The sequence below is a fragment of the Corynebacterium pseudodiphtheriticum DSM 44287 genome, assembly GCF_000688415.1.
Classification (GTDB): domain Bacteria; phylum Actinomycetota; class Actinomycetes; order Mycobacteriales; family Mycobacteriaceae; genus Corynebacterium; species Corynebacterium pseudodiphtheriticum.
Window position 1 is genome coordinate 18,227 of record NZ_JIAH01000006.1, and the last position, 20,166, is coordinate 38,392.

15 protein-coding genes and 1 tRNA gene are annotated in these 20,166 nt (G+C 55.1%); 7 read left to right on the forward strand and 9 right to left on the reverse strand.

Annotation, left to right across the window (positions count from 1 at the left end):
- The first annotated feature begins 68 nt into the window (after window positions 1-68).
- The 5 genes from O146_RS0103120 to O146_RS0103140 all read left to right on the forward strand — a co-directional run bounded on the left by O146_RS0103120 (window position 69) and on the right by O146_RS0103140 (window position 4,905).
- Entirely contained in the window at window positions 69-437 is a 369-nt protein-coding gene (locus O146_RS0103120; RefSeq protein WP_027017627.1) for an FKBP-type peptidyl-prolyl cis-trans isomerase, read from the forward strand.
- Window positions 438-517: 80 nt separating this feature from the next.
- On the forward strand, window positions 518-1,381 hold the full coding sequence (locus O146_RS0103125; RefSeq protein WP_336313998.1) for an aldo/keto reductase: 864 nt from the start codon (window positions 518-520) through the stop codon (window positions 1,379-1,381).
- Window positions 1,382-1,778: 397 nt separating this feature from the next.
- Window positions 1,779-2,120 carry a DUF485 domain-containing protein gene (locus tag O146_RS0103130; RefSeq protein WP_023019797.1) on the forward strand — a complete coding sequence of 114 codons (342 nt, stop codon included), beginning with the start codon at window positions 1,779-1,781 and terminating at the stop codon, window positions 2,118-2,120.
- 3 nt (window positions 2,121-2,123) lie between these two features.
- Entirely contained in the window at window positions 2,124-3,812 is a 1,689-nt protein-coding gene (locus O146_RS0103135; RefSeq protein WP_051619229.1) for a solute symporter family protein, read from the forward strand.
- Window positions 3,813-3,912: 100 nt separating this feature from the next.
- Entirely contained in the window at window positions 3,913-4,905 is a 993-nt protein-coding gene (locus tag O146_RS0103140; protein WP_231892370.1) for a hypothetical protein, read from the forward strand.
- 46 nt (window positions 4,906-4,951) lie between these two features.
- Here O146_RS0103140 and O146_RS0103145 read toward each other — a convergent pair whose 3' ends face one another.
- From O146_RS0103145 to O146_RS0103170, 6 genes are all read right to left on the reverse strand, one after another.
- The gene (locus tag O146_RS0103145) at window positions 4,952-5,950 is read right to left on the reverse strand and encodes a DUF1906 domain-containing protein (protein ID WP_021352176.1); all 999 of its coding nucleotides are present in this window, start codon (window positions 5,948-5,950) and stop codon (window positions 4,952-4,954) included.
- Between the two features lie 311 nt (window positions 5,951-6,261).
- Window positions 6,262-6,334, reverse strand: a tRNA-Arg gene (locus O146_RS0103150).
- Window positions 6,335-6,447: 113 nt separating this feature from the next.
- Window positions 6,448-6,735 carry a glutaredoxin domain-containing protein gene (locus tag O146_RS0103155; protein WP_027017631.1) on the reverse strand — a complete coding sequence of 96 codons (288 nt, stop codon included), beginning with the start codon at window positions 6,733-6,735 and terminating at the stop codon, window positions 6,448-6,450.
- Window positions 6,736-7,275, reverse strand: coding sequence for a dihydrofolate reductase (locus tag O146_RS0103160; RefSeq protein WP_024272651.1), 540 nt, complete (start codon window positions 7,273-7,275; stop codon window positions 6,736-6,738).
- A gap of 5 nt (window positions 7,276-7,280) precedes the next feature.
- Window positions 7,281-8,147 carry a thymidylate synthase gene (locus tag O146_RS0103165; RefSeq protein ID WP_081820551.1) on the reverse strand — a complete coding sequence of 289 codons (867 nt, stop codon included), beginning with the start codon at window positions 8,145-8,147 and terminating at the stop codon, window positions 7,281-7,283.
- Window positions 8,148-8,268: 121 nt separating this feature from the next.
- Complete coding sequence (locus tag O146_RS0103170) at window positions 8,269-9,027, reverse strand: 3'(2'),5'-bisphosphate nucleotidase CysQ (protein WP_027017633.1); 759 nt, start codon at window positions 9,025-9,027, stop codon at window positions 8,269-8,271.
- A 30-nt stretch (window positions 9,028-9,057) separates the two neighbouring features.
- On the opposite strand from O146_RS0103170, the gene O146_RS10925 reads away from it, so the two are divergent.
- Together O146_RS10925 and O146_RS0103180 are read left to right on the forward strand one after the other, a co-directional pair.
- Complete coding sequence (locus O146_RS10925; protein WP_051619230.1) at window positions 9,058-13,893, forward strand: Lhr family helicase; 4,836 nt, start codon at window positions 9,058-9,060, stop codon at window positions 13,891-13,893.
- 132 nt (window positions 13,894-14,025) lie between these two features.
- Window positions 14,026-14,922 (forward strand): DNA-formamidopyrimidine glycosylase family protein, encoded by an 897-nt coding sequence (locus O146_RS0103180; RefSeq protein WP_027017634.1) that lies wholly within the window; start codon window positions 14,026-14,028, stop codon window positions 14,920-14,922.
- Here O146_RS0103180 and pgi read toward each other — a convergent pair.
- From pgi to O146_RS0103195, 3 genes are all read right to left on the reverse strand, one after another.
- The gene (gene pgi, locus O146_RS0103185) at window positions 14,919-16,589 is read right to left on the reverse strand and encodes a glucose-6-phosphate isomerase (RefSeq protein ID WP_027017635.1); all 1,671 of its coding nucleotides are present in this window, start codon (window positions 16,587-16,589) and stop codon (window positions 14,919-14,921) included. The two genes, O146_RS0103180 and pgi, sit on opposite strands and share 4 nt — an antisense overlap.
- Window positions 16,586-17,698: a cation diffusion facilitator family transporter gene (locus O146_RS10930; RefSeq protein WP_051619231.1), complete on the reverse strand. Its 1,113-nt coding sequence runs from the start codon at window positions 17,696-17,698 to the stop codon at window positions 16,586-16,588. The genes pgi and O146_RS10930 overlap by 4 nt, the downstream gene beginning before the upstream one ends.
- An 83-nt stretch (window positions 17,699-17,781) precedes the next feature.
- Complete coding sequence (locus O146_RS0103195; RefSeq protein WP_027017636.1) at window positions 17,782-19,905, reverse strand: N-acetylmuramoyl-L-alanine amidase; 2,124 nt, start codon at window positions 19,903-19,905, stop codon at window positions 17,782-17,784.
- Window positions 19,906-20,166: the final 261 nt, after the last annotated feature.

Genomic DNA, 20,166 nt, shown 5'->3' on the forward strand with positions numbered 1-20,166 from the left:
TATAGAGCAGTGCTGACTATTCCGGTCAGCGAGAAGATATTTCCCAGTTTGCAAGGAGAATTATGGCAATGGAAAAACCCGAGATTCAAGAGTTTTCGGGCCCAGCACCGGGTGATCTCGTTTCCGAGGACATCGTTGTTGGAGACGGACACGAGGCAAAGCCGGGATGCTTTGTTGAGGTGCACTACGTCGGAGTCGATTACGAAACCGGCCAGGAATTCGACTCTTCCTGGGATCGTGGGCAGTCCATTGAATTCCCGTTGCAGGGTCTGATTGCCGGGTGGCAAGAAGGCATTCCTGGTATGAAGGTTGGTGGCCGCCGCCAACTGATCATTCCGCCAGACAAAGCTTATGGGCCTGCAGGCGGTGGGCACCCTCTGTCTGGCCGCACTTTGGTTTTTATGATCGATTTGTTGTCAGTCAACGAAGGAAATTAAATTAACAGGTGCGCGTGAGGCGCCGGGGATCGCAGTTGCGATCTCGGCGCCTTTTTGCGTTCGGTGGCATTATGGGAGCTATGTCTAATCCACAGCCTATGCCGACTTTTGATTTGAATGATTCCGCCAGCATGCCGCAACTCGGTTTGGGGACCTACAAAATTTCTCCAGACAAAGTGGAGTCAATCGTGCGGACAGCCATCGAACTTGGCTACCGACATTTTGATACCGCACGAATTTACGACAATGAAGAAGCCGTCGGGCGAGCTTTAAACGATGCTATTAAAGCTGGTGATGTTACTCGTGAAGAACTGTATGTTGTCAGCAAACTTTGGCACGACCAACATGGTAAGGCAGAAGCAAAACAAGGTTTTAGCGATTCATTACGCAGACTGGACGTTGGCTACCTCGATAATTTCTTAATCCATTGGCCGTACCCTCAGGGCGGCAAATACGTCGAAACCTGGGAATCGCTCTTAGAGATTAGCGAGACTGATGAACTAGTTTCCGCAGGTGTCGCGAATTTCAATGCAGAACACCTCGAGAAGTTGGTTGCAGCGACTGGCAGTGCGCCCAGCCTCAATCAGATTGAATTACACCCAGGCTTTCATCAGCCAGAGCAGCTCGCTGCAAATCAGAAAATTGGTACCAGGGTAGAAGCGTGGTCGCCATTAGCTCGCGGTATTGTCTTGCAAAACCCACAGTTGGAAATGATTGCTGAACGCGTTGGGGCGTCCGTGGCCCAAGTCGTACTGCGCTATCTGTTGGACAAAGAGATATCTGTCGTACCAAAGGCCTCGTCCCGTGAACGGTTGGCAGAAAATGCTGGCGCGATCGATCTACGGCTTCTGCCAGAAGATACGACAACCATTGATGCCCTAGCGGGCATGCCCGGTTTCGGTCGAATCTTCGGTGATCCTGCTACGTTCCCGGATCAGGCATAGAGCTTTTAGTGTACGGTACGGGGGGCTTTAAGCTTTCAGCGTACGGGGGCTTTCGACATTAGCTCGGCTTTTATTCTGCGAAGGCTGGGTAGCAGCATTCATGCGAGCTCAGCTCTGTCACAGAAAGTTTGGTCACATGGTGGTGTGGTCTATCTGTATGAATGCTTCACGGGGGATGGTCTGAAAATTGATTCCTGCAGGTAGGTATATCCAACGGGGGTAATTTCCTTCATGAAACCTTCCTGTGATGGGGGCCAAGTTATTCCGGTCACTGTAAGCAAGGTAACATGTATTTCGCACCAAAGTCTTGCCCGCATTCATGTGCGGGCAGTGTTTCACAGTGAAGTGAACAGGAATGTGACGTGGAAACGTCGCCCCAGAAGTAATAGGAGAGATTATGGCAGGAGCTCCTTCCAATAACCCCCGGCGTAAAGCTACGTCTGAAGAATTTATTGCGATGAGCAAATCAGAAGAATTTGCCGATCTGAAAACCCGTTTCCGCGGGTTTACGTTCCCCGCGATTATTCTCGCTCTGTTGTGGTTTTTCGCATACCTCGTGGTCGCCACGTTCTTCCCAGAAGCCATGGCCCTTGAGGTTGGCGGCGGCTTCAACATCGGGCTGGTGCTTGGCATTGCCCAATTTGTCACGACGTTCATGATCACCTGGATGTATGTGAAATTTGCTAATAAAAACCTGGAGCCGCGTCAGTCGGCCATCCGTGAGAAAATGGAGGGCTAAGCTATGTTTTCCGCTTCGCTTGCACAGGCAAGTACAAACGTGACCACCGTAGCCCAGGCAGCAGCTGAAGAGGGCCTTGATGCGGGTAACCCGTTGATCAATATTGCCGTTTTTGCCGGCTTTATCATCGTCACCATGGCGATCGTGACGCGCGCTGGTAAGACCACTTCAGAAGCTTCCGACTTTTATACCGGTGGTGGACAGTTCTCCGGACGCCAAAACGGTTTGGCGATTTCGGGTGATTACCTATCTGCGGCGTCATTCCTCGGCATTGTCGGCGCAATCGCATTGTATGGCTACGACGGATTCTTGTATTCCATCGGTTTCTTCGTAGCATGGTTGTTTGCGTTGTTGCTGGTTGCTGAACCAATGCGTAACGTGGGTCGATTCACCATGGCCGACGTACTTTCGTTCCGGTTACGGCAAAAACCTGTCCGTCTGGCCGCTGCTATCGCCACAGTATTCGTTTCGCTGTTCTACTTGGTTGCGCAGATGGCTGGTGCCGGTTCACTGGTTTCGGTTCTTCTTGGACTGGATCAAAAAGTGTGGCAGTACATTACCGTCGGTATCGTCGGTTCGGTGATGACCGCATACGTGCTAATCGGCGGAATGAAGGGCACAACCTATGTGCAGATGATTAAAGCTGTTTTGCTGGTTACTGCTGTAGTTGTCATGATTATCTTGACCTTTATCGCTGCTGGTGGTGGCTTCACCACACTGTTTGATCAGGCAGTAGAGACCCACCGCAACTCTGCATTCCTGGCCGAACGCGCCTATGAGGCCGAAGACATCATGAAACCAGGTTTGAAATATGGTTCGGATATTTGGACGCAGTTGGACTTCATTTCATTGGGTGTTTCACTGCTCTTCGGTGTTGGTGGCCTGCCACACGTGCTGATGCGTTTCTACACCGTTCCTACTGCGGTCGAGGCGCGTCGCTCAGTGACCTGGGCTATTGTCATTATCGGCTCGTTCTATCTGATGACCTTGGTTCTGGGTTACGGAGCGGCGGCACTGGTTGGCCCGGATATCATCGTTGCCGCCCCAGGTGGCGCAAATGCGGCTGCACCACTGCTGGCCCTTGAATTGATGGGACCAATCTTTATGGCCGTCGTTGCCGCGGTGGCATTCGCAACAGTGCTTGCGGTCGTGGCAGGTTTGACGATTACGGCATCCGCTTCGGTGGCTCACGATATTTATGACGCGGTGCTTCGCGACGGTGAGGCATCGGAAGAATCCCAGGTTCGTATTTCCCGCATCACTGTGATCGTGCTTGGAATTGCCTCGGTTATCCTGGGTATCTTGGCGATGGAGCAGAACGTGGCTTTCTTGGTTTCGTTGGCCTTCGCTATTGCAGCCTCCGCAAACTTGCCGACGATCCTGTACTCGTTGTACTGGCGCAAATTCAATACCACCGGTGCTATTGCCTCGATGTACACCGGTCTAATTGGCTCCCTGTTGTTGATTTTCTTCTCGCCAGCCGTTTCTGGCACCGAATCTTCGATGGTGCCGGGCGCAGACTGGGCAATCTTCCCACTGACTTCTCCGGGTCTGGTTTCCATTCCACTGGCCTTCCTGGCTGGTTACTTGGGTACCGTGCTCTCTAAGCCGGACAATCTTGACCATTTGGCAGCAGAAATGGAAGTTCGTTCGATGACAGGCGTAGGTGTGGAAGCGCCAGTTGATCATTAAAGCTGCTCGCAGCGAACTAGCTAGTGACTGCTAGCTCTCCACAGAAATCCCTTAGCGTAGGTTAACGTTAAGGGATTTTGCTTTTGTAGGATATGTATTTGTGACGCGCTCAAAAGATTTCGGAAACGCAGGTTCCACCTCATCGACGCCGCAGGTTTCAGCCGTTCAGTCTGGTTCTGGACTGCTCGGGATTAAGGTTTTGAGTTGGGGCCTCTTAACATCGGCAGTGGCGGTGATCGTCGCTGTGGCGTTCGTTGGCTCCCATAGCGGAATGAGTGCTTCGCATCTGTCGGTTAGCCCGAACGGAGAATTATCTGATGCCCGAGCTTCCGCCGATCGAAGTGGGCATGACGTTGCTAAAACCAGGGGCAACGATTCCGCAAGTTTTGGGTCAGGTGAAGAAAAAGCGGAGCCAGCTTCCGGGGGGTCGAAGAAGGCTAATCGTTCTGAACTAACTGAGGACAGCAATATCTTGCGTCCGAAGAAAATTGATTTCGTGGAAAATCAACAGGGTAGCCAGTTCACGTTGTATCGATTTTCTGATAATTCCAAGCTTGGCAGCACCAGCGATCGCATGGCGCGCCCGGCCTTATCCTTGGTGAAATTGTTTATAGCGGAATATGTCCTAGAAAATGGCGATGAATCAGATAAAAAGCTTGTCGACGCTATGATTACCGAATCGAGTGATGCGGCGGCCGACAAGCTGTGGGCGCAATATCCGGAATCCATCGACGAAGTTGCAGAAGACTATCGATTGTTTTCGACGCGAGCCGGCACCAAGTGGGGTTTTTCTGTCACGTCTACCTACGACGTAGTCAGCTTCATCGCACAAATCAAAGATGAAGATCCGAAACATCCACTTCTAGAGATGATGAAACGTACGGTCCCCGTGGCAGCTGACGGGTATGAGCAGGATTTTGGTACCGCCAAGTTGCCTGGAGTGCAAGGGACGAAATGGGGCTGGTCGGACGATCGCAGCCTGCATTCCTCGGTCTCGTTCGGTAAAGATTTTGTAGCTGCTGCCGCAATCACCGGTAGCGCAGATGACCTCTCCGAAATCGCTGAGAAACAGTTTATTCCGTATCTGAAATAACGCTGTTTGCTCCTGGCTGTTGTCGATCCAGCCGTCTTGCGGCGGTTTAGAGCCCGAATTGTTTTGCAAGGTGCGCGTTATCCTGTGCGAGTTTCAGCAACTCTTGCACCGTGCGCGCACCTTGCTGTACTGCAGGGTCAGAGCTGAGCCGTTGCAGCTCGGCAACATTCGGTGGCGTCGTGCTACCTGGAATAGCTGGGAATTGACCTGGTGTGTTCTGCTGTGGGCCTTGTGGGAGATGCTGATTTTGGTTATTTTGCGGAGTCCGTCCCGCACCCGAGGCAACGCCTGGCTTCCACTGGCCCCAATCATGGGCGTAGACATTATTAATGTCGCAGACCACGCCACCAATGGTTTGCTGCTTATTCTGCGGCAGCTGATGGATAGTCGTGCGCGGGTGGATTTTCCCTCCAGAACCCCAGTCATGCATCCAGAAGTAGGAGCCAATGCCATCTTTGATAGCCCAGTCGATGACGTTGTAGTTGCCGTAGATTCCGGCAGAATATCCGGCAGCCTTCAGTAGTGCTTCAAAAGCGCGGAGGTAGGGGGCAATCAAAGAATCGTATTCGCCCCGGGTGGGGTTGTCGTCAATTGCAATATAGATAGGACGGCCGGTTGGGCCACCTGCGCTGCGATGTAAAGCGATCGCCTTTGGTGCGTGGGTGGCGGCGCCTAAGGCGCCTTGTTTCCAGTCTGCAGTTGCGGCGCGGCCGAATTGGTAAACCGAGGCGGTTTCCAGGCCGAGTGCTGCCAGGTTGTTGGTTTCCGTGGCGCTGACGGGTTTGCCTAGCATCCACTCTGCGCCTGGTCGGCGTTCAGAGACATAGCGTACGGCACCGAGGAAGCCGCCGTCCTTGATGGCACGCGCAGAAGGTACGCCGGCAGCGTAATCGAGCACCCGGCCCAAGATCGGGCCAGGGCCGTTTGCTGCTGCAGCGTGTGGGGCAGCGATAGTTGCGCTGGTGCTGGCAAAAGCGCCAGCTATCGCGAGGGCGCCGGTAGTGCGGAATAGAGAGCGTCGGCTGAAATTGCGACCGGTATTCATCAAGATTCCTCCAATCAGGAATGAACAATCGTCACAATAATATCAGTAGTAACAACAGTTTCGGGGTTAAAACGCGAGTGCTGGTGCGCTAAGTTATCGTTTCGGGGAGCTAAGAGTTCAGGAGTAGAAACTCTCAAAAAATAAAACGTTGCAAAGGCGTGAATCAGTGAACCGGTCTGGGCTGCAATAGACTTTGCACAGACCTCATAAAATCCCTAAAACCAAGGCCTAAGCACCCGAGAAAACGAGAAATCTCGAGCCACCATAGGAATGATGTCTCGAGATAACACGAAATATCCCAGAGAAGAATGTGCCCCAGAGTGGATTCGAACCACCGACACCGGCTTTAGGAGAGCCGTGCTCTATCCCCTGAGCTACTGGGGCCGACACTGGCCGGGTATTCCGGCCAGCCATTAGCTTAGCGCACACGAAAATTTCGGGCGAACGCGCGGGTGTGGCGCTGGCGCAAGCAACAGTTTGTCACCGACACTACAGCGTTAGCCTTGTAGTTCTTGCAATTTCTTTGCTACATCACTGGCGGGTGGGTTCGTCATCGAGGAACCATCAGAAAACAGCACCGTTGGAATGATGCGGTTGCCATCGTTGACAGACTCGATCCATGGGTTGGCGTTTTTGGCTTGGCCTTCTTCCGAGTCTGGATCGATCACCGCAAATGGGGTGCCATTGGCTTCCAAATCACCGATCAGCTTGCGGCAAAACGGGCACCAGCTGGCAGCGAAGATGGTCACGTCGTGGGAGGTTTCTGGGGTTTGTACGTCAGACATTTAGGCTGCTGCCTTTCGTTCGTAGGTTAAGAATCGATACTTGAGCGGTAAATCACTGGGCTCATGCCCCGGAATTTGCAAGTGTCCATTCGCAGAGACTTGCCAATCGCTATCTGCTACCAGACCGAAATCATCGGGAACATCGGGAGCATACACGGCCCGCTGCCCATAAATGCTACCAATATTCGCCCCCATCAGGGTGATCTCTAACCGGTCGACATCGCCCAAGGTCGCCTCGTAGACTTTGCCACCGCCCATAATCCATGCAGTGTGTAACTGCGCGACGTCGGCAAGCGAGCCGATAACCTCAGCGCCGGCAGACCAACTACCTGGGCTTGCCGACGACAATACGTAGTTGTCCCGCCCAGGTAGTGGGCGGAACTGCTGGGGAAGCGACTGCCATGTCTTGCGTCCCATGATCACCGGTGCACCTGTGGTGATTTCTTTGAAATGCGCGAGATCCTCCGGCACATGCCACGGCATCGCCACGCCGTCGCCAATGATCCCGTCGAGTGATTGCGCCCAAATTGCTCCCAACATGGTCACTACACCGAGACCTGTGCTTTGATCGACGGGTGCGGATCATAGCCCTCGACCGCGATATCGGAAAAATCATAATCGAAAATGCTGGCAGCTTTGCGCAAACGCAGTTGTGGGTAAGCGCGTGGCTCGCGGCGTAGTTGCTCACGGACCTGATCGAAGTGATCGTTGTAGATATGGCAGTCGCCACCGGTCCAGATCAGCTCGCCGACTTCCAACCCAGCCTGTTGGGCGAGCATATGCGTCAGTAAAGCGTAGGAAGCGATGTTGAAAGGCACACCTAAAAATAGGTCCGCGCTGCGCTGGTAAACCTGTAGTGAGAGCTTGCCGTCCGCGACGTACAATTGGAACAATAAATGGCAGGGCATTAATGCCATGTCATCCAACTCGGCGACGTTCCAAGCACTGACTACCATGCGCCGTGAATCCGGGTTTTTTCGCAGGTTTTGGACGGCTTGGGCGATTTGGTCGATATGCCCGCCATCTGGGGTTGGCCACGAACGCCATTGCACGCCATAAACCGGCCCTAATTCACCGTTATCATCGGCCCATTCATTCCAAATGCGCACACCGTTGTCCTGCAACCACGCCACGTTGGAATCGCCGCGCAAAAACCACAACAGCTCACCGACTACCGCGTGGAAATAGACTTTTTTAGTGGTCAAAAGTGGGAAGGATTCGGCTAAGTTATACCGCAACTGTCGGCCGAACACACTGGTGGTCCCGGTGCCAGTGCGGTCCTGCTTAGCGGTGCCGTTGTTTACGACATCACGCAATAAATCCTCGTAGGGAGTGCAGATCGTATTGCTAGCGGCTTGGGGATGGGCGCTACTCGTGGGGTCAGTTTCGGAGCTAGTTGCCGGCTTAGTCATGAGCCATAGTTTACTAGCGCGTACCCATCGCTGCCGATTAACAATCGGTCATGTACCACCAGTCTTGTACAGCTAGACATGAACAACCAGGCATGAACAACTAGCCATAGACAGTTAACGATTAATAGCGGCCGTTGGCTGCTTTGTAATCCGCGATATGGCCCAACATGTCGTCGGCAAGTTCTTTCCGGCAGATCAACAAATCCGGGATATAGGTATCGGCGCGGTTGAACCGGTGCTGCGAACCGTCCAGGCGGCTAACGTGCAAACCGGCCGCTTGGGCCACTCCGACGGGTGCGGCCTGGTCCCACTCATATTGTCCACCGGAATGGATATAGGCATCAACGTCGCCTAGCAGGACTTTCATTGCTTTAGCGCCGGCAGAACCCAGCCTTACGGTCTGCAAATCCATGTGCTTGCCGACGTAGTCTGCAATTTCCGGAGGGCGATTACGCGAAACCACAATGCGTCGCGAAAACGGACCGGATACCGCGCGCACCTCAGACGAACGGAACACCACACCTAGGTCAGGTAGGCCGACTGCGGCATGCAGCGGCACTCCGTCTTCGACTAGCGCGATATGCACGGCCCAGTCCTGGCGGCCGGTGGCGAACTCTTTTGTGCCATCGAGCGGGTCGACAATCCACACCCGTTTTTTCTGCAGCCGCGTGGGATTATCCTTGGACTCCTCGGATAAGAAACCATCGTCTGGGCGATGCTGAGCAAGCACGCGCGCGATCCAGTTTTGGGCCAGCTCGTCACCAGCTTGTGCGAGCTCCTTATCCCGCAACAAACCAACCCCGCGGATTCCTTTGAGAATTTCCCCGGAACCTTGGGCCAAAAGGTTGGTGAGTCGAACATCTGATAACACGCCTGTCATGCCCCATACTGTAGCCGTAGAGTGGGCCTCATGCCTGATGACGTCCTATCTCGTTTCAGCCCGCCAGTGGCAGGCTGGTTTCGTGAAGTCTTTGCTCGGCCCACGCCCGTGCAACAACAAGCCTGGCAAGCGGTTTCTGCAGGGAAAAACGCGCTGGTTGTGGCCCCAACGGGGTCTGGTAAAACCCTGGCGGCGTTCTTTTGGGCGCTTAACGGGCTCATCGCTGGCGATGGTCAGCTTAGCCTGCCGGTTGGAAACAGCCAGGTCTCTCTTGCCGACGCAGGCAAACCCGGGGTTAAGGTGTTGTATATTTCGCCGCTGAAAGCCTTGGGCGTCGACGTCGAACGAAACTTACACGCCCCATTGACCGGCATTGAGCGGGTTGCACAACGTCTTGGTATGGATACCCCAGCGGTCAGCATCGGAGTGCGCAGTGGTGATACTCCGCAAGCAGAACGCGCGCGGCAACTGCGTCGCCCGCCAGATATTTTGATCACAACCCCCGAATCGGCTTATCTCATGCTCACAAGTAAAGCCGCCGGGATTTTAACGACCGTAACCACCGTGATAGTGGATGAAATCCATGCGCTAGCCGGTAGTAAACGTGGGGTGCACCTAGCGCTCACACTGGAACGATTGGCGCGCATCGCCGACGACCCACAACGAATCGGTTTGTCTGCCACGGTGCGCCCGATTGAATCCGTGGCGCAGTTTTTGGGTGGTGACCGAGCCGTGGAAATTGTCGCGCCACCAGCGCAGAAGGCTTGGGAACTTGCTGTGCGCGTGCCGGTAGATGACATGTCAGATTTACCGGTGCCGGAACAAGCCTCGACGATTGGGGAGATGACGGTCGATGATCCATTGGGGTTAAGCAGCGGTGGTGCGACCGACGCTGCTAGCCCTACCTTTGCTAGTGATTCCGCGTTTGCTAGTGATTCGGCGTTGCCAACCGCGAAATCAATCTGGCCGCATATCGAAGCTGAGCTCTACCAAACCATCATGGAATGCAACTCCACTCTGGTGTTCGTGAATTCCCGGCGAACCGCAGAGCGACTGACCTCTCGGCTCAACGAACTTTATGCCGCCGAGCATGCCCCAGAATCATTGTCGGCGTCGACGCGCCGGGACCCCGCACAGTTGATGAAACACACTGATATCGCGGGTACGGCGCCGTCGGTTATTGCCCGCGCACACCATGGTTCGGTCTCCAAAGATGAACGTGCGCAGACAGAATCCCTGCTGAAACAAGGTGCGTTGAAAGCTGTCGTCGCGACCAGTTCATTGGAACTAGGAATCGATATGGGGGCAGTCGAACAGGTAGTGCAAGTAGAATCACCGCCGTCGGTGGCCTCCGCCTTGCAACGAGTTGGCCGCGCCGGCCACAGCGTAGGGGCCGTTTCAAAAGGAGATTTTTACCCGAAGCACCGCGCGGATCTCTTGCAAACTGCAGTCACCGTCGGCCGGGTAGCCCCAGGATTGATCGAAAAGATCCATGTTCCACGCAATCCTCTGGACGTGTTGGTGCAGCAAACCATCGCTGCGGTAGCAGTGGAAGATCTGGACGTAGATGAATGGTTTACTACTATTCGTCGCGCCTGGCCGTATCGTGATTTGGACCGCGAAGTCTTCGAATCGGTGCTAGATCTGGCCAGCGGACTGTACCCTAGTACCGATTTTTCTGAGTTGAAACCGCGCATTGTGTTTGACCGGGTGCGCAACACTTTGTCTACTCGGCCTGGTTCGCAACGAGTGGCGGTAACAAGCGGCGGCACTATCCCGGATCGTGGCATGTTCGGGGTTTTTCTGGCGGGTACGACAGACACAGCCACTGGAGCTAGCACCACTCGCGGCGACACGACCAGCAAAGCCACCCCGCGCCGGGTAGGTGAGCTAGACGAAGAAATGGTGTACGAATCCCGCGTCGGGGATGTTTTCACTCTAGGCGCGAGCAGCTGGCGCATCGAAGACATCACGCGTGATCAAGTCATCGTGACTCCCGCGCCGGGCCACACGGGGCGTCTGCCGTTTTGGAGCGGAGATCAGCTAGGACGCCCTTATGAGCTGGGCTTAGCTTTGGGCGAATTTCGACGCGAAGCTCACCGAAAACGAGAGGCTTTGCTGGATGAGCTTCCGTTAGATGAGCGTGCGCGAGCCAACGTATTGGGTTATTTGGATGAGCAATACGAAGCAACGGGACTGATCCCGGATGAAAAAACCCTGGTTTTGGAACGTTTTCGTGATGAACTCGGTGACTGGCGCGTCGTCTTGCACAGCCCTTTTGGACGTGGCGTCAACGCTGCCTGGGCATTAGCGGTTGGTGCGCGCATTGCGGACAACACCGGTATGGATGCCCAAGCAGTGGCCGGTGATGACGGCATTGTGCTGCGAGTGCCTGAAGGCGAGCAGCAGCCAGATGCGTCACTGTTTATCTTCACTACTGATGAGATCGAAGACATAGTGACCAATCAAGTGGGTAATTCTGCACTATTTGCTTCGCGGTTTCGTGAATGCGCGGCACGTGCGCTGTTATTGCCACGCTACAACCCAGGCAAACGCGCCCCGCTATGGCAGCAGCGGCAAAAGGCAGAACAACTGCTGGACGTGGCACGGAAGTATCCGTCCTTTCCTATCATTTTGGAAACCGTGCGCGAATGCTTACAAGATGTCTATGATCTTCCGGCATTAAATGAGGTCACCCGTGCTATTGCTCAGCGTAATATTCGGATTGCGGAAGTGACCACGGAGCAACCGTCGCCATTTTCTTCGTCATTGTTGTTTAATTACACCGGCGCGTTCATGTATGAAGGCGATAGCCCACTGGCTGAGAAACGGGCAGCGGCGCTGTCATTGGACCCAAGCTTACTGGCAAAGCTACTGGGAACCGTGGAGCTACGTGAACTCTTGGATCCGAGCGTGATCACGGCAGTGCATGAATCGCTGCAGCACACTGCGCCAGATCGCCGAGCGCAGACAGCAGAACAATTAGCCGATACCCTGCGGCGCATCGGACCCATCCCGGTTGCACGGTTTGCTGAATATGCAGACATCTCTGTCGCCAGAGCCCGGAGCGAGTTGGGCTCACGTGTGATGTTGGTGCGCATGGTGGGCGAGGACTATCTGGCGCAATCCCACGATGCAGCGTTGCTTCGCGACGGCCTAGGAATACCAGTACCACCCGGCGTGCTGGCACCTACTGAGACCATTGATGATGCTCTCGCACAATTATTAAAACGCTGGTCTCGGGCACGAGGCCCATTTGTAATACACGATGCTGCGCAAGCATTCGGCCTAAGTATCTCCAGTGCCTGGCATATCGTACAAGGATTAGCTGCCAGCGGTGAGTTAGTGGAAGGACACTACCGCCAAGGCATTGATGAAATGGAATATTGCGCTTCGGGAGTATTAAAGCAGATCCGTTCGCGCTCGTTGGCGGCGGCCCGCAAAGCGCAAAAACCTGTGAGTCAGTCAGCGTTTGCTCGCTTCTTATTAGATTGGCATCAGATAACCGAGATACCTGGCGTTGCGTCCGGCACAGTTGGGACTACAGGCCCTCGTACTTCCCACGCCAGTGCAACGGAGCAAGGGCTGCGCGGGGCGGATGGGGTTTTCGCAGCAGTCGAGCAATTAGCCGGGGTACGGTTGCCGGCGAGTGCTTGGGAGCATCTGGTGCTGCCGTCCCGGGTACCCGGTTTTAGCCCGCGTCACCTCGACGAACTCACCAGTAATGGGGAAGTGCTGATCCGGGGAGCGGGGCAAGCTGGGAGCAATGACCCTTGGATCATGTTGCTGCCTGCTGAATATGCGGCGCAGCTCGCGCCAATTGCGGATGGGGAAAACCCGAATCTGTCGGCCGTGCAGCAAGCCATTGTCGACGTCTTGCACAATGGTGGTGGCTACCTGTTTGCGGAAATCGTCGACCAGCTAAGCCTGCATTCTAGTGATGTAGTTCGCGAGGGCCTATGGGGCCTGGTTGATCTTGGGATGGTCAGCCCGGATAGTTTTGCTCCGCTCCGCGCACGGCTGGCGGGTGGTGCGGGCAGGGCGCACAAAGCTAAGCGACAGCCCCGTCGCTCCCGCTTGCGCTTGGGACGCACGAGTTTCGCCACCGGGCAGAACGCCCGGTCAGCTCAGGCTACACCGCCGGATATGGTGGGGCGTTGGGCACTGACAATACCTGCCGACACCGACGCCACGGCACGCTCGGTAGCCCAAGGCGAGGCCTGGCTTGACCGTTATGGTGTGGTCAGTCGTGGCAGCATTGTATCCGAGGATGTGCCTGGTGGATTCGCCTTGGCATACAAAGTATTGAGTGAGTTTGAATCCACAGGTAAAGCCCAACGTGGGTATTTCATTGAAGGGCTGGGGGCCGCACAGTTTTCGACGCCCGCAGTGGTGGACCGGCTACGTGGTTGTGATGATGCTCCAGATGTACACGGGTGGCCGTCGGGAACAGCGCAGCCGAGCATAGTTCTGATAGCTGCCACTGATCCGGCGAATCCCTACGGGGCGGCTTTGGATTGGCCGCGTGCGGACGGTGAGACAGCAGATACCGGAAGCACTGCTCGTGCGTGTCCGTCCCGTGCTGCTGGTGCCCTGGTTGTGCTTGTCGACGGATTATGTTTGGCGCATCTGAGCCGAGGCGGAAAAACCTTGACGACGTTTTTCGAAGCTTTACCAGAAGACATCGAACAGGATCCGACACAATTATTGGTGACTGCACTACAGTCTGGATTGGAAAAAGAGTGGATCCGCCCGTTGATTATCGAAAAAGCCAATGGAACAGCAATCCTGGGGTCCGCACTGGCAATTTCTATGCGAGAACATGGCGCTAAACTCAGCCCGAAAGGTATCCGGCTGGGAAACTAGTCTGCTTCATTGGTTGGTGCAAGGATCCAAGCAGAGTTTGCTGCAATGGCCGCTGCACAATGTAGTGCGGCGGCTGTTGTCCTGGTCGAACAAGCGAAACCGAAAATTCTCTGAAACGGAGGTAGCCTCGATATGCCAGAAGGCGATTCCGTCTTGCAGCTCTCCCAGCGCCTGCAATTTCTTGTGGGCAAGACAGTCACGCATACGTCTCTGCGCACCCCGCGCTATGCAACCCACGATTTCTCTGGTGCACGCTGCACAAAAATCTGGCCTTATGGAAAATACTTATTCATGCTTTTCGAGGAGCATATTCTGGCTACGCACCTGAAAATGGAGGGCAGCTGGGCGATGCACCTGGTTGGGGACAAATGGCGCAAGCCTGGCTACACCGCGCGGGTCGTACTGCGATTTGCGCATCAACCGCGCGACATCGAAATCGTGGGGCATCAGCTTGGCTTAGTGCGCGTGCTGCCGGTTGCTGATTATCAACGATTCATCGCAGATTTAGGGCCAGATATTTTAAGTGATGATTGGGAAGACAGCGATGTAGACAGCGATGTAGGGGAGCAGTATAACGAAGGTCGGGAGGCCGGAGAGACTGGTAACGCAGAGGCGCTACGCCGAATTATGCAACAACCGCATCGCCCCATCGGCACTGCGCTCCTGGACCAAACCAACCTAGTTGGTATTGGCAATGAGTATCGAGCAGAAATTTGTTTTCTAGCTGGTGTTCACCCAGCAAGTCGCGTCGGCAAGCTTGGCTACGAGCGGGTTGCCGAAATTTTGGAGATTGCGCGGCGGATCATGTGGGCGAATAGGCACGAACCGGTACGGGTGACCACCGGAATTAAACGCGCCGGGGAGACAACCTATGTGTTCGGGCGCAATAATCGGCCATGCCGACGCTGCCGCAGCCTCATCGTGTCAGATTCACTCGGTGGGCCGGACCAGAAACAACACGGTGGAATCACCGGTGAACTCGAGCGCATAATCTGGTGGTGCCCACAGTGCCAGCCGTTGCTGGATTAGCTGTTGTTTTGACGCTGCTTCCGATACCAATGCAGCAAGTGGTCCGTCGAACTGTCGCCGGAATCGATTTCTTCCGTGCCGGAAACTGCCGGCAAGAGCTCGTCCGCCTGGGTTTTTCCGAGCTCAACTCCCCATTGGTCGAAGGAGTTCACGTCCCATATCACGCCTTGCACAAAGGTGATGTGCTCGTACAACGCGATCAGGCTGCCCAGTACCTCCGGGGTTAATTTTGGCGCCAGAATCGTGGTAGTGGGACGGTTACCAGGCATCACCAGATGGGGGACTAATTCTTCCGCGACGCCTTCGGCAGCAACTTCTTGCGCGGTCCGACCAAAAGCCATGACTTTTGATTGCGCGAAGAAATTACTCATCAACAAATCGTGTAAAGAACCTTCACCGTCGATAGCTGCTAAATCATTATGCGGGCGGGCGAAGCCAATGAAATCGGCTGGAATGAGATGCTTGCCCTGGTGCAGCAACTGGAAGAACGCATGCTGGCCGTTGGTTCCCGCCTGGCCCCAGTAGATTTCGCCGGTGGTATAGTCCACGCCTGTGCCGTTACGGCGCACGGATTTGCCGTTAGATTCCATGGTCAGTTGCTGTAAGTAAGCGGGGAAGCGGCGCAGGTGCTGCGAATAAGGCAAAATTGCGTGGCTGGCTGCTCCGTGGAAATTCGTGTACCACACGCCCAACAACCCCATGAGCACGACGACGTTATCGCTCAAGTCTGTGCGATAGAAATAGTCGTCGATGGCATGAAAGCCATCCAGGAACCGGCGGAAATCTTCCGGCCCAATGCACAGCATCAGCGATAACCCGATCGCGGAAGTTACTGAATAACGGCCACCGACCCAATCCCAGAAAACAAACATATTGTCTGGGTCGATACCGAATTCGCGGACCTTGTCCGCATTGGTAGATACCGCCACGAAATGCTGCGCCACCGCATCCGCGCTGCCGAGTTTGTCGATGAGCCAACGCCGAGCAGCCGTGGCATTAGACAGTGTTTCTTGGGTACCGAACGATTTTGAACTGACGATAAACAAGGTGGTTTCTGGATCTACCACGCCCAAGGTGTCGTTCATGTCCGCTGGATCCACGTTGGAAACATATTCTGCGTGAATTCCTGCGGTGTTGTATTCCTGGAGTGCTAGTGCGGCAAAGGCTGGGCCGAGATCTGAACCACCGATGCCGATGTTCACAATGGTCCGGATTTGTTTGCCCGTAAACCCGGTACGGGTGCCGTCCCGCAGGGAAGTGGCAAAGCGCTCCATTTTTTCCAGTTCGGCGTGGACATCCTGGGTGATGTTCTGGCCGTCTACGAGTAAATCTTGTGTGCCCTGTGAGAGAAAAGACCCAGGTGCCCGGAGCGCGGTGTGTAAGACAGCGCGATCTTCGGTGTTGTTGATGTGTGCGCCGGAGAAAAACCTCTCCCGGGCTTCGCGCAGACCGGCGCGCTCGGCGAGAGCCAACAAGTGGTCATGAATGTTGTCATCGATCCAGTTTTTTGACAGGTCGAGATGCAACTCGCCGGCAGAAAAAGACCACCGCCGGGCACGATCTGGATCCGACTGGAACAACGAGCGAAGATGGAAATCCTGCTCGTCGGCCAGAGCTTTGAGATGCTGCCATTCCGGGGTGGTGGTTATCGATGCAAAAGAACTCACGAAGTTAAATGATACCGACTTGTGCTCGTACGCACGACAGGTGCCCGCCAATTTCGGGTACATGAGACAGCGGTTTTATCCCATAGCTGCCAACCCTGATGCTCGGTGGTGCGCGGATGGTGCGCCGCGGCACGGTCGGCGGTGCTGGTCGCTTTGGTCGGCTGGGCGGCTGAGCAGTGCTCCGTGGTGGGGGAAGCAGTCTCGACTTGCACGGTGGTGCGTGCAATTCCGTACTTGGTGCGCAAAACGTTTTCGACGTGGCGCAGAACTATCTCGTGCTGCCGGGTGGCGACGACGTGCACCGTGGCCACCGCATCCGATCCAGTCAAAGACCACAGATGTAGGTCATAAACCTGCTGCACGCCAGGAATGCGAAGTATTTCGCGCTGGATTGCCACATAGTCTAATCCGGCCGGGGCATGCTGCATCAGTACCGAGAAAGATTGCTTTAACAGGTGCCAGCAACGGGGCAACAAGAGTGCCAGGATGAGCACGGACACCGCAACATCCGCACCGTTCCAACCAGTTGCCCAGACCACCCCGGACGCAAAAATGACTCCGACGGAACTGAGCATATCTGAGATGATGTGCAGGTAAGCGCCTTTGATATTCAGCGAATTCTGCGATGGTTTGTGCAGCAATAGCATTGCTAGCAGGTTGGCTAGCAGGCCGATTGTAGCGACGACCATCATGACTTCGGCAGAAAGTTCAGCGGGATAGTGAATCCGTCGGAGCGCGGCGATCATGATCCACACTGCAATAGCCATCACTAGTAAAGCGTTGAGTGCAGAGGCTATAACCTCGGCACGCGCAAACCCATAGGTTGCCAGCTGGGTAGCTTTGCGCTGACCCCACCACATTGCGAGACCTGCCATGACCAAGCCGACGGAATCAGTGGCCATGTGTCCAGCGTCGGCAAGCAAAGCTAGCGATCCCGACCAGAACGCGCCGACGATCTCCGCAACCAGAATTACGGTGGTCAAGACAATGACGGCTACGAGGCGTACACCCGTTGCCGCGCCATGATGACAGTGGCCTGGTCCGTGTTGGCCCTGGCGTTGCGGACAAGATTGACTTGCGTGCGCAGTTTCTGGGGAATGTGTACACATATGCAAAACTGCTCCTTCCTGGTTGCAGTTAGTTCGTGAATTAACTGCGCGAGTTGGGGCGAGTCATCATGAACTGGTGCGGACTAGTGGTTGTGCGAATCAGCAGGTTCTTCTGCGATATCAATCTGGCCAGTATTTGGGTCATAGGTGATGGATCCGTGCTGGAATTTCACACGGATTGGGGTGGTGCCGTCATAGTTTTCTGGAGTGCTCGTCGGCAAGCCCAGCGTGTTGACCGCCCCGTTTGCCCAGGCGCGTGCGATTTCTCCCCAAAGTGCTTGGGTTCCGGTTTCTTCGGAATCGACGATCACGCCGTTGTCGAAGACAGCGAAGTCAACGTCTGCGCCTAAGCCGGTGTTTGCACCAGCAGTGCCAATGCCAGTGATCGGTGTACCCAAGACGGGTCCCAATAGGGCGTTAATGCGTGCCCATGTCTGCTCAATGTTGGAATCGCCGCTCAACTTCACTACGCGCCCGACCAGACCGGGAATATCACCGAGATTGAGCCCAGGCAGTACTTGGAGTTGTGCCAGGTTATTTGCATCACCGGGCAGGCTGCTGGTTTGAGAGTTTTTCAGCAAAGTCATAACTATTGGGGCGATCACACCAATTGCAGTGGCAGCGAGCTTAGCGAGATCCTGGCCACCATTGCCATTTGGCGACGACGGACGTTGCGGAGGTGTGCTTTGCGGTTGGTTGCCTTGCGGTTGGTTGCCCGGCTGGCTCGGTGTGCCACCTGGATTTCCCGCGATCATGCTGGAAACTCGGCTATAGGCCTGGTTGGTTGCGGCGCGGATCGACGCCCACTGTTTGACAGCTTCATCGCCGGGGCACTCGGTGTTGACGACATCGCGGTGGCCATGGAAACGGTTGAACGTCCGAGTGTCGCCAGCAGGGTAGCGAGCGTATTGGCTACCTTCGGAGGTCAGCGATACGGTACCGGACGGGTCGAAGCCAGATTGTGCTGCGCGCCAGCCAGCGATTTGGCCGACGGAGTCGATTGTCGGCTGCGGAACTGGCGCGATTTGGTGGTTGCCAATCAATGCGATCCCAAAGGTTCCGGTGTTGTACCCACCTGCATGGGCGCCGAGTACTCCAGCGTTCAAGCCATCGCGGCGGCCTTCATAGATGGTGCCGAACTTGTCGACGAGTGCGTGGTAGCCGATATCGCACCAGCCCAAAGATTGTGTGTGGTACTGGTATGCGCCACGGACCTGTGCCGCAGCGGATTCTCTGGTGTAATTGTTAATCCCTGCGGTGTGGTGCAGTGTCATGGCTTTGTAATCCATACCGGTTGGCCCACAGTTGCCGCGGAAAGATTCGTTGGCGCCCCATGCCTGACGGGTGACCACACTGGGCAGGCCAACGGCAAGGTTTGCGGTCGGCTGAATACCGGCCGGGGTTGCACCTTCTTGGCCATTGACGAAAACGGCGTTGAGCTCTTCAGCTTTTGGTAATGGTGCGACACCGACAGCGTTATCAGTGTGCGTGAGGTCCACAGAATCAGTTACTGGTTGGATTATGCCTTCGGAGGTTTCTAAGCCAGCTTTGGGGGTCCTGATCTGTGGGGCTAGCTCTGGGGCATGATCGTCGGAGTCAGCATGATCATCATGGACACTGTGATCATCATGGTCAGCATGACCATCATGGGCGCTGTGGTTATCGTGGGCTTCGGCACCATAAAGGTCCACTCCAGCCAGAGAAACCTGCACCTTGTTGGTTGGAGCAACATAGATCAACTCGGTGCCTTGTTGCGTGGCCTCATCGGGGTTGGGAAGCGGGTGGGTTTCTAGCCATGGGCCCCAAGAGCCATCGGCTGCTTGTGCGCGGAAGAATGCGAGAACGTCACGGTTGCCTTTCCAAGTCAGCGCAAAGGAATCAAATTCTTCTTCTTGCGTAAATTCTTGCACGGCGCGTGATTCGCCTTCTGCGGGGCTGCCGTGCTGGTGACCATGATCATGACCGTGGCCGTGGTCGTGAGCTCCTTGAGTAGCAATCGCGGGATCGTCCACGACGGTCGTGGTGCCACTGGAAAAACTTGTGGTTTTCAGGGTGGCTTCGATCGGTTGTTCACCGGCGCTTTGTGTATTTAGCACGTGGTTGCCGCCGAATGCAGCAGCCGCTACGAGGGCGGAAGTGCTGGTTAGCGCGATCGTTGGTGTGAGCCAGCGGGGGCGAGAAGGAGATAGGCGTCTACGCATCCTCATGATGGACTCCTTATATCTATAAATGAGGGTTAATGCATTTCCGGGCGCGGTAAGATTAATGCAATTTAGTTCATGCTACTGAAGTTACAAGTGTTGCGATTGTTAAGGATGTTTCGACACGCCCAAAAAGAGCGCAAAACATTCGGAGTAACCTGGTTTATGCAACTGCTAGCCCGCGTTGAGGCCTGCGTGCTAGGAAGACCGTCGTCTGGAAATACGAAAACCCGCAAACACCTTAAGGTGTTTGCGGGTTTTGTGGAC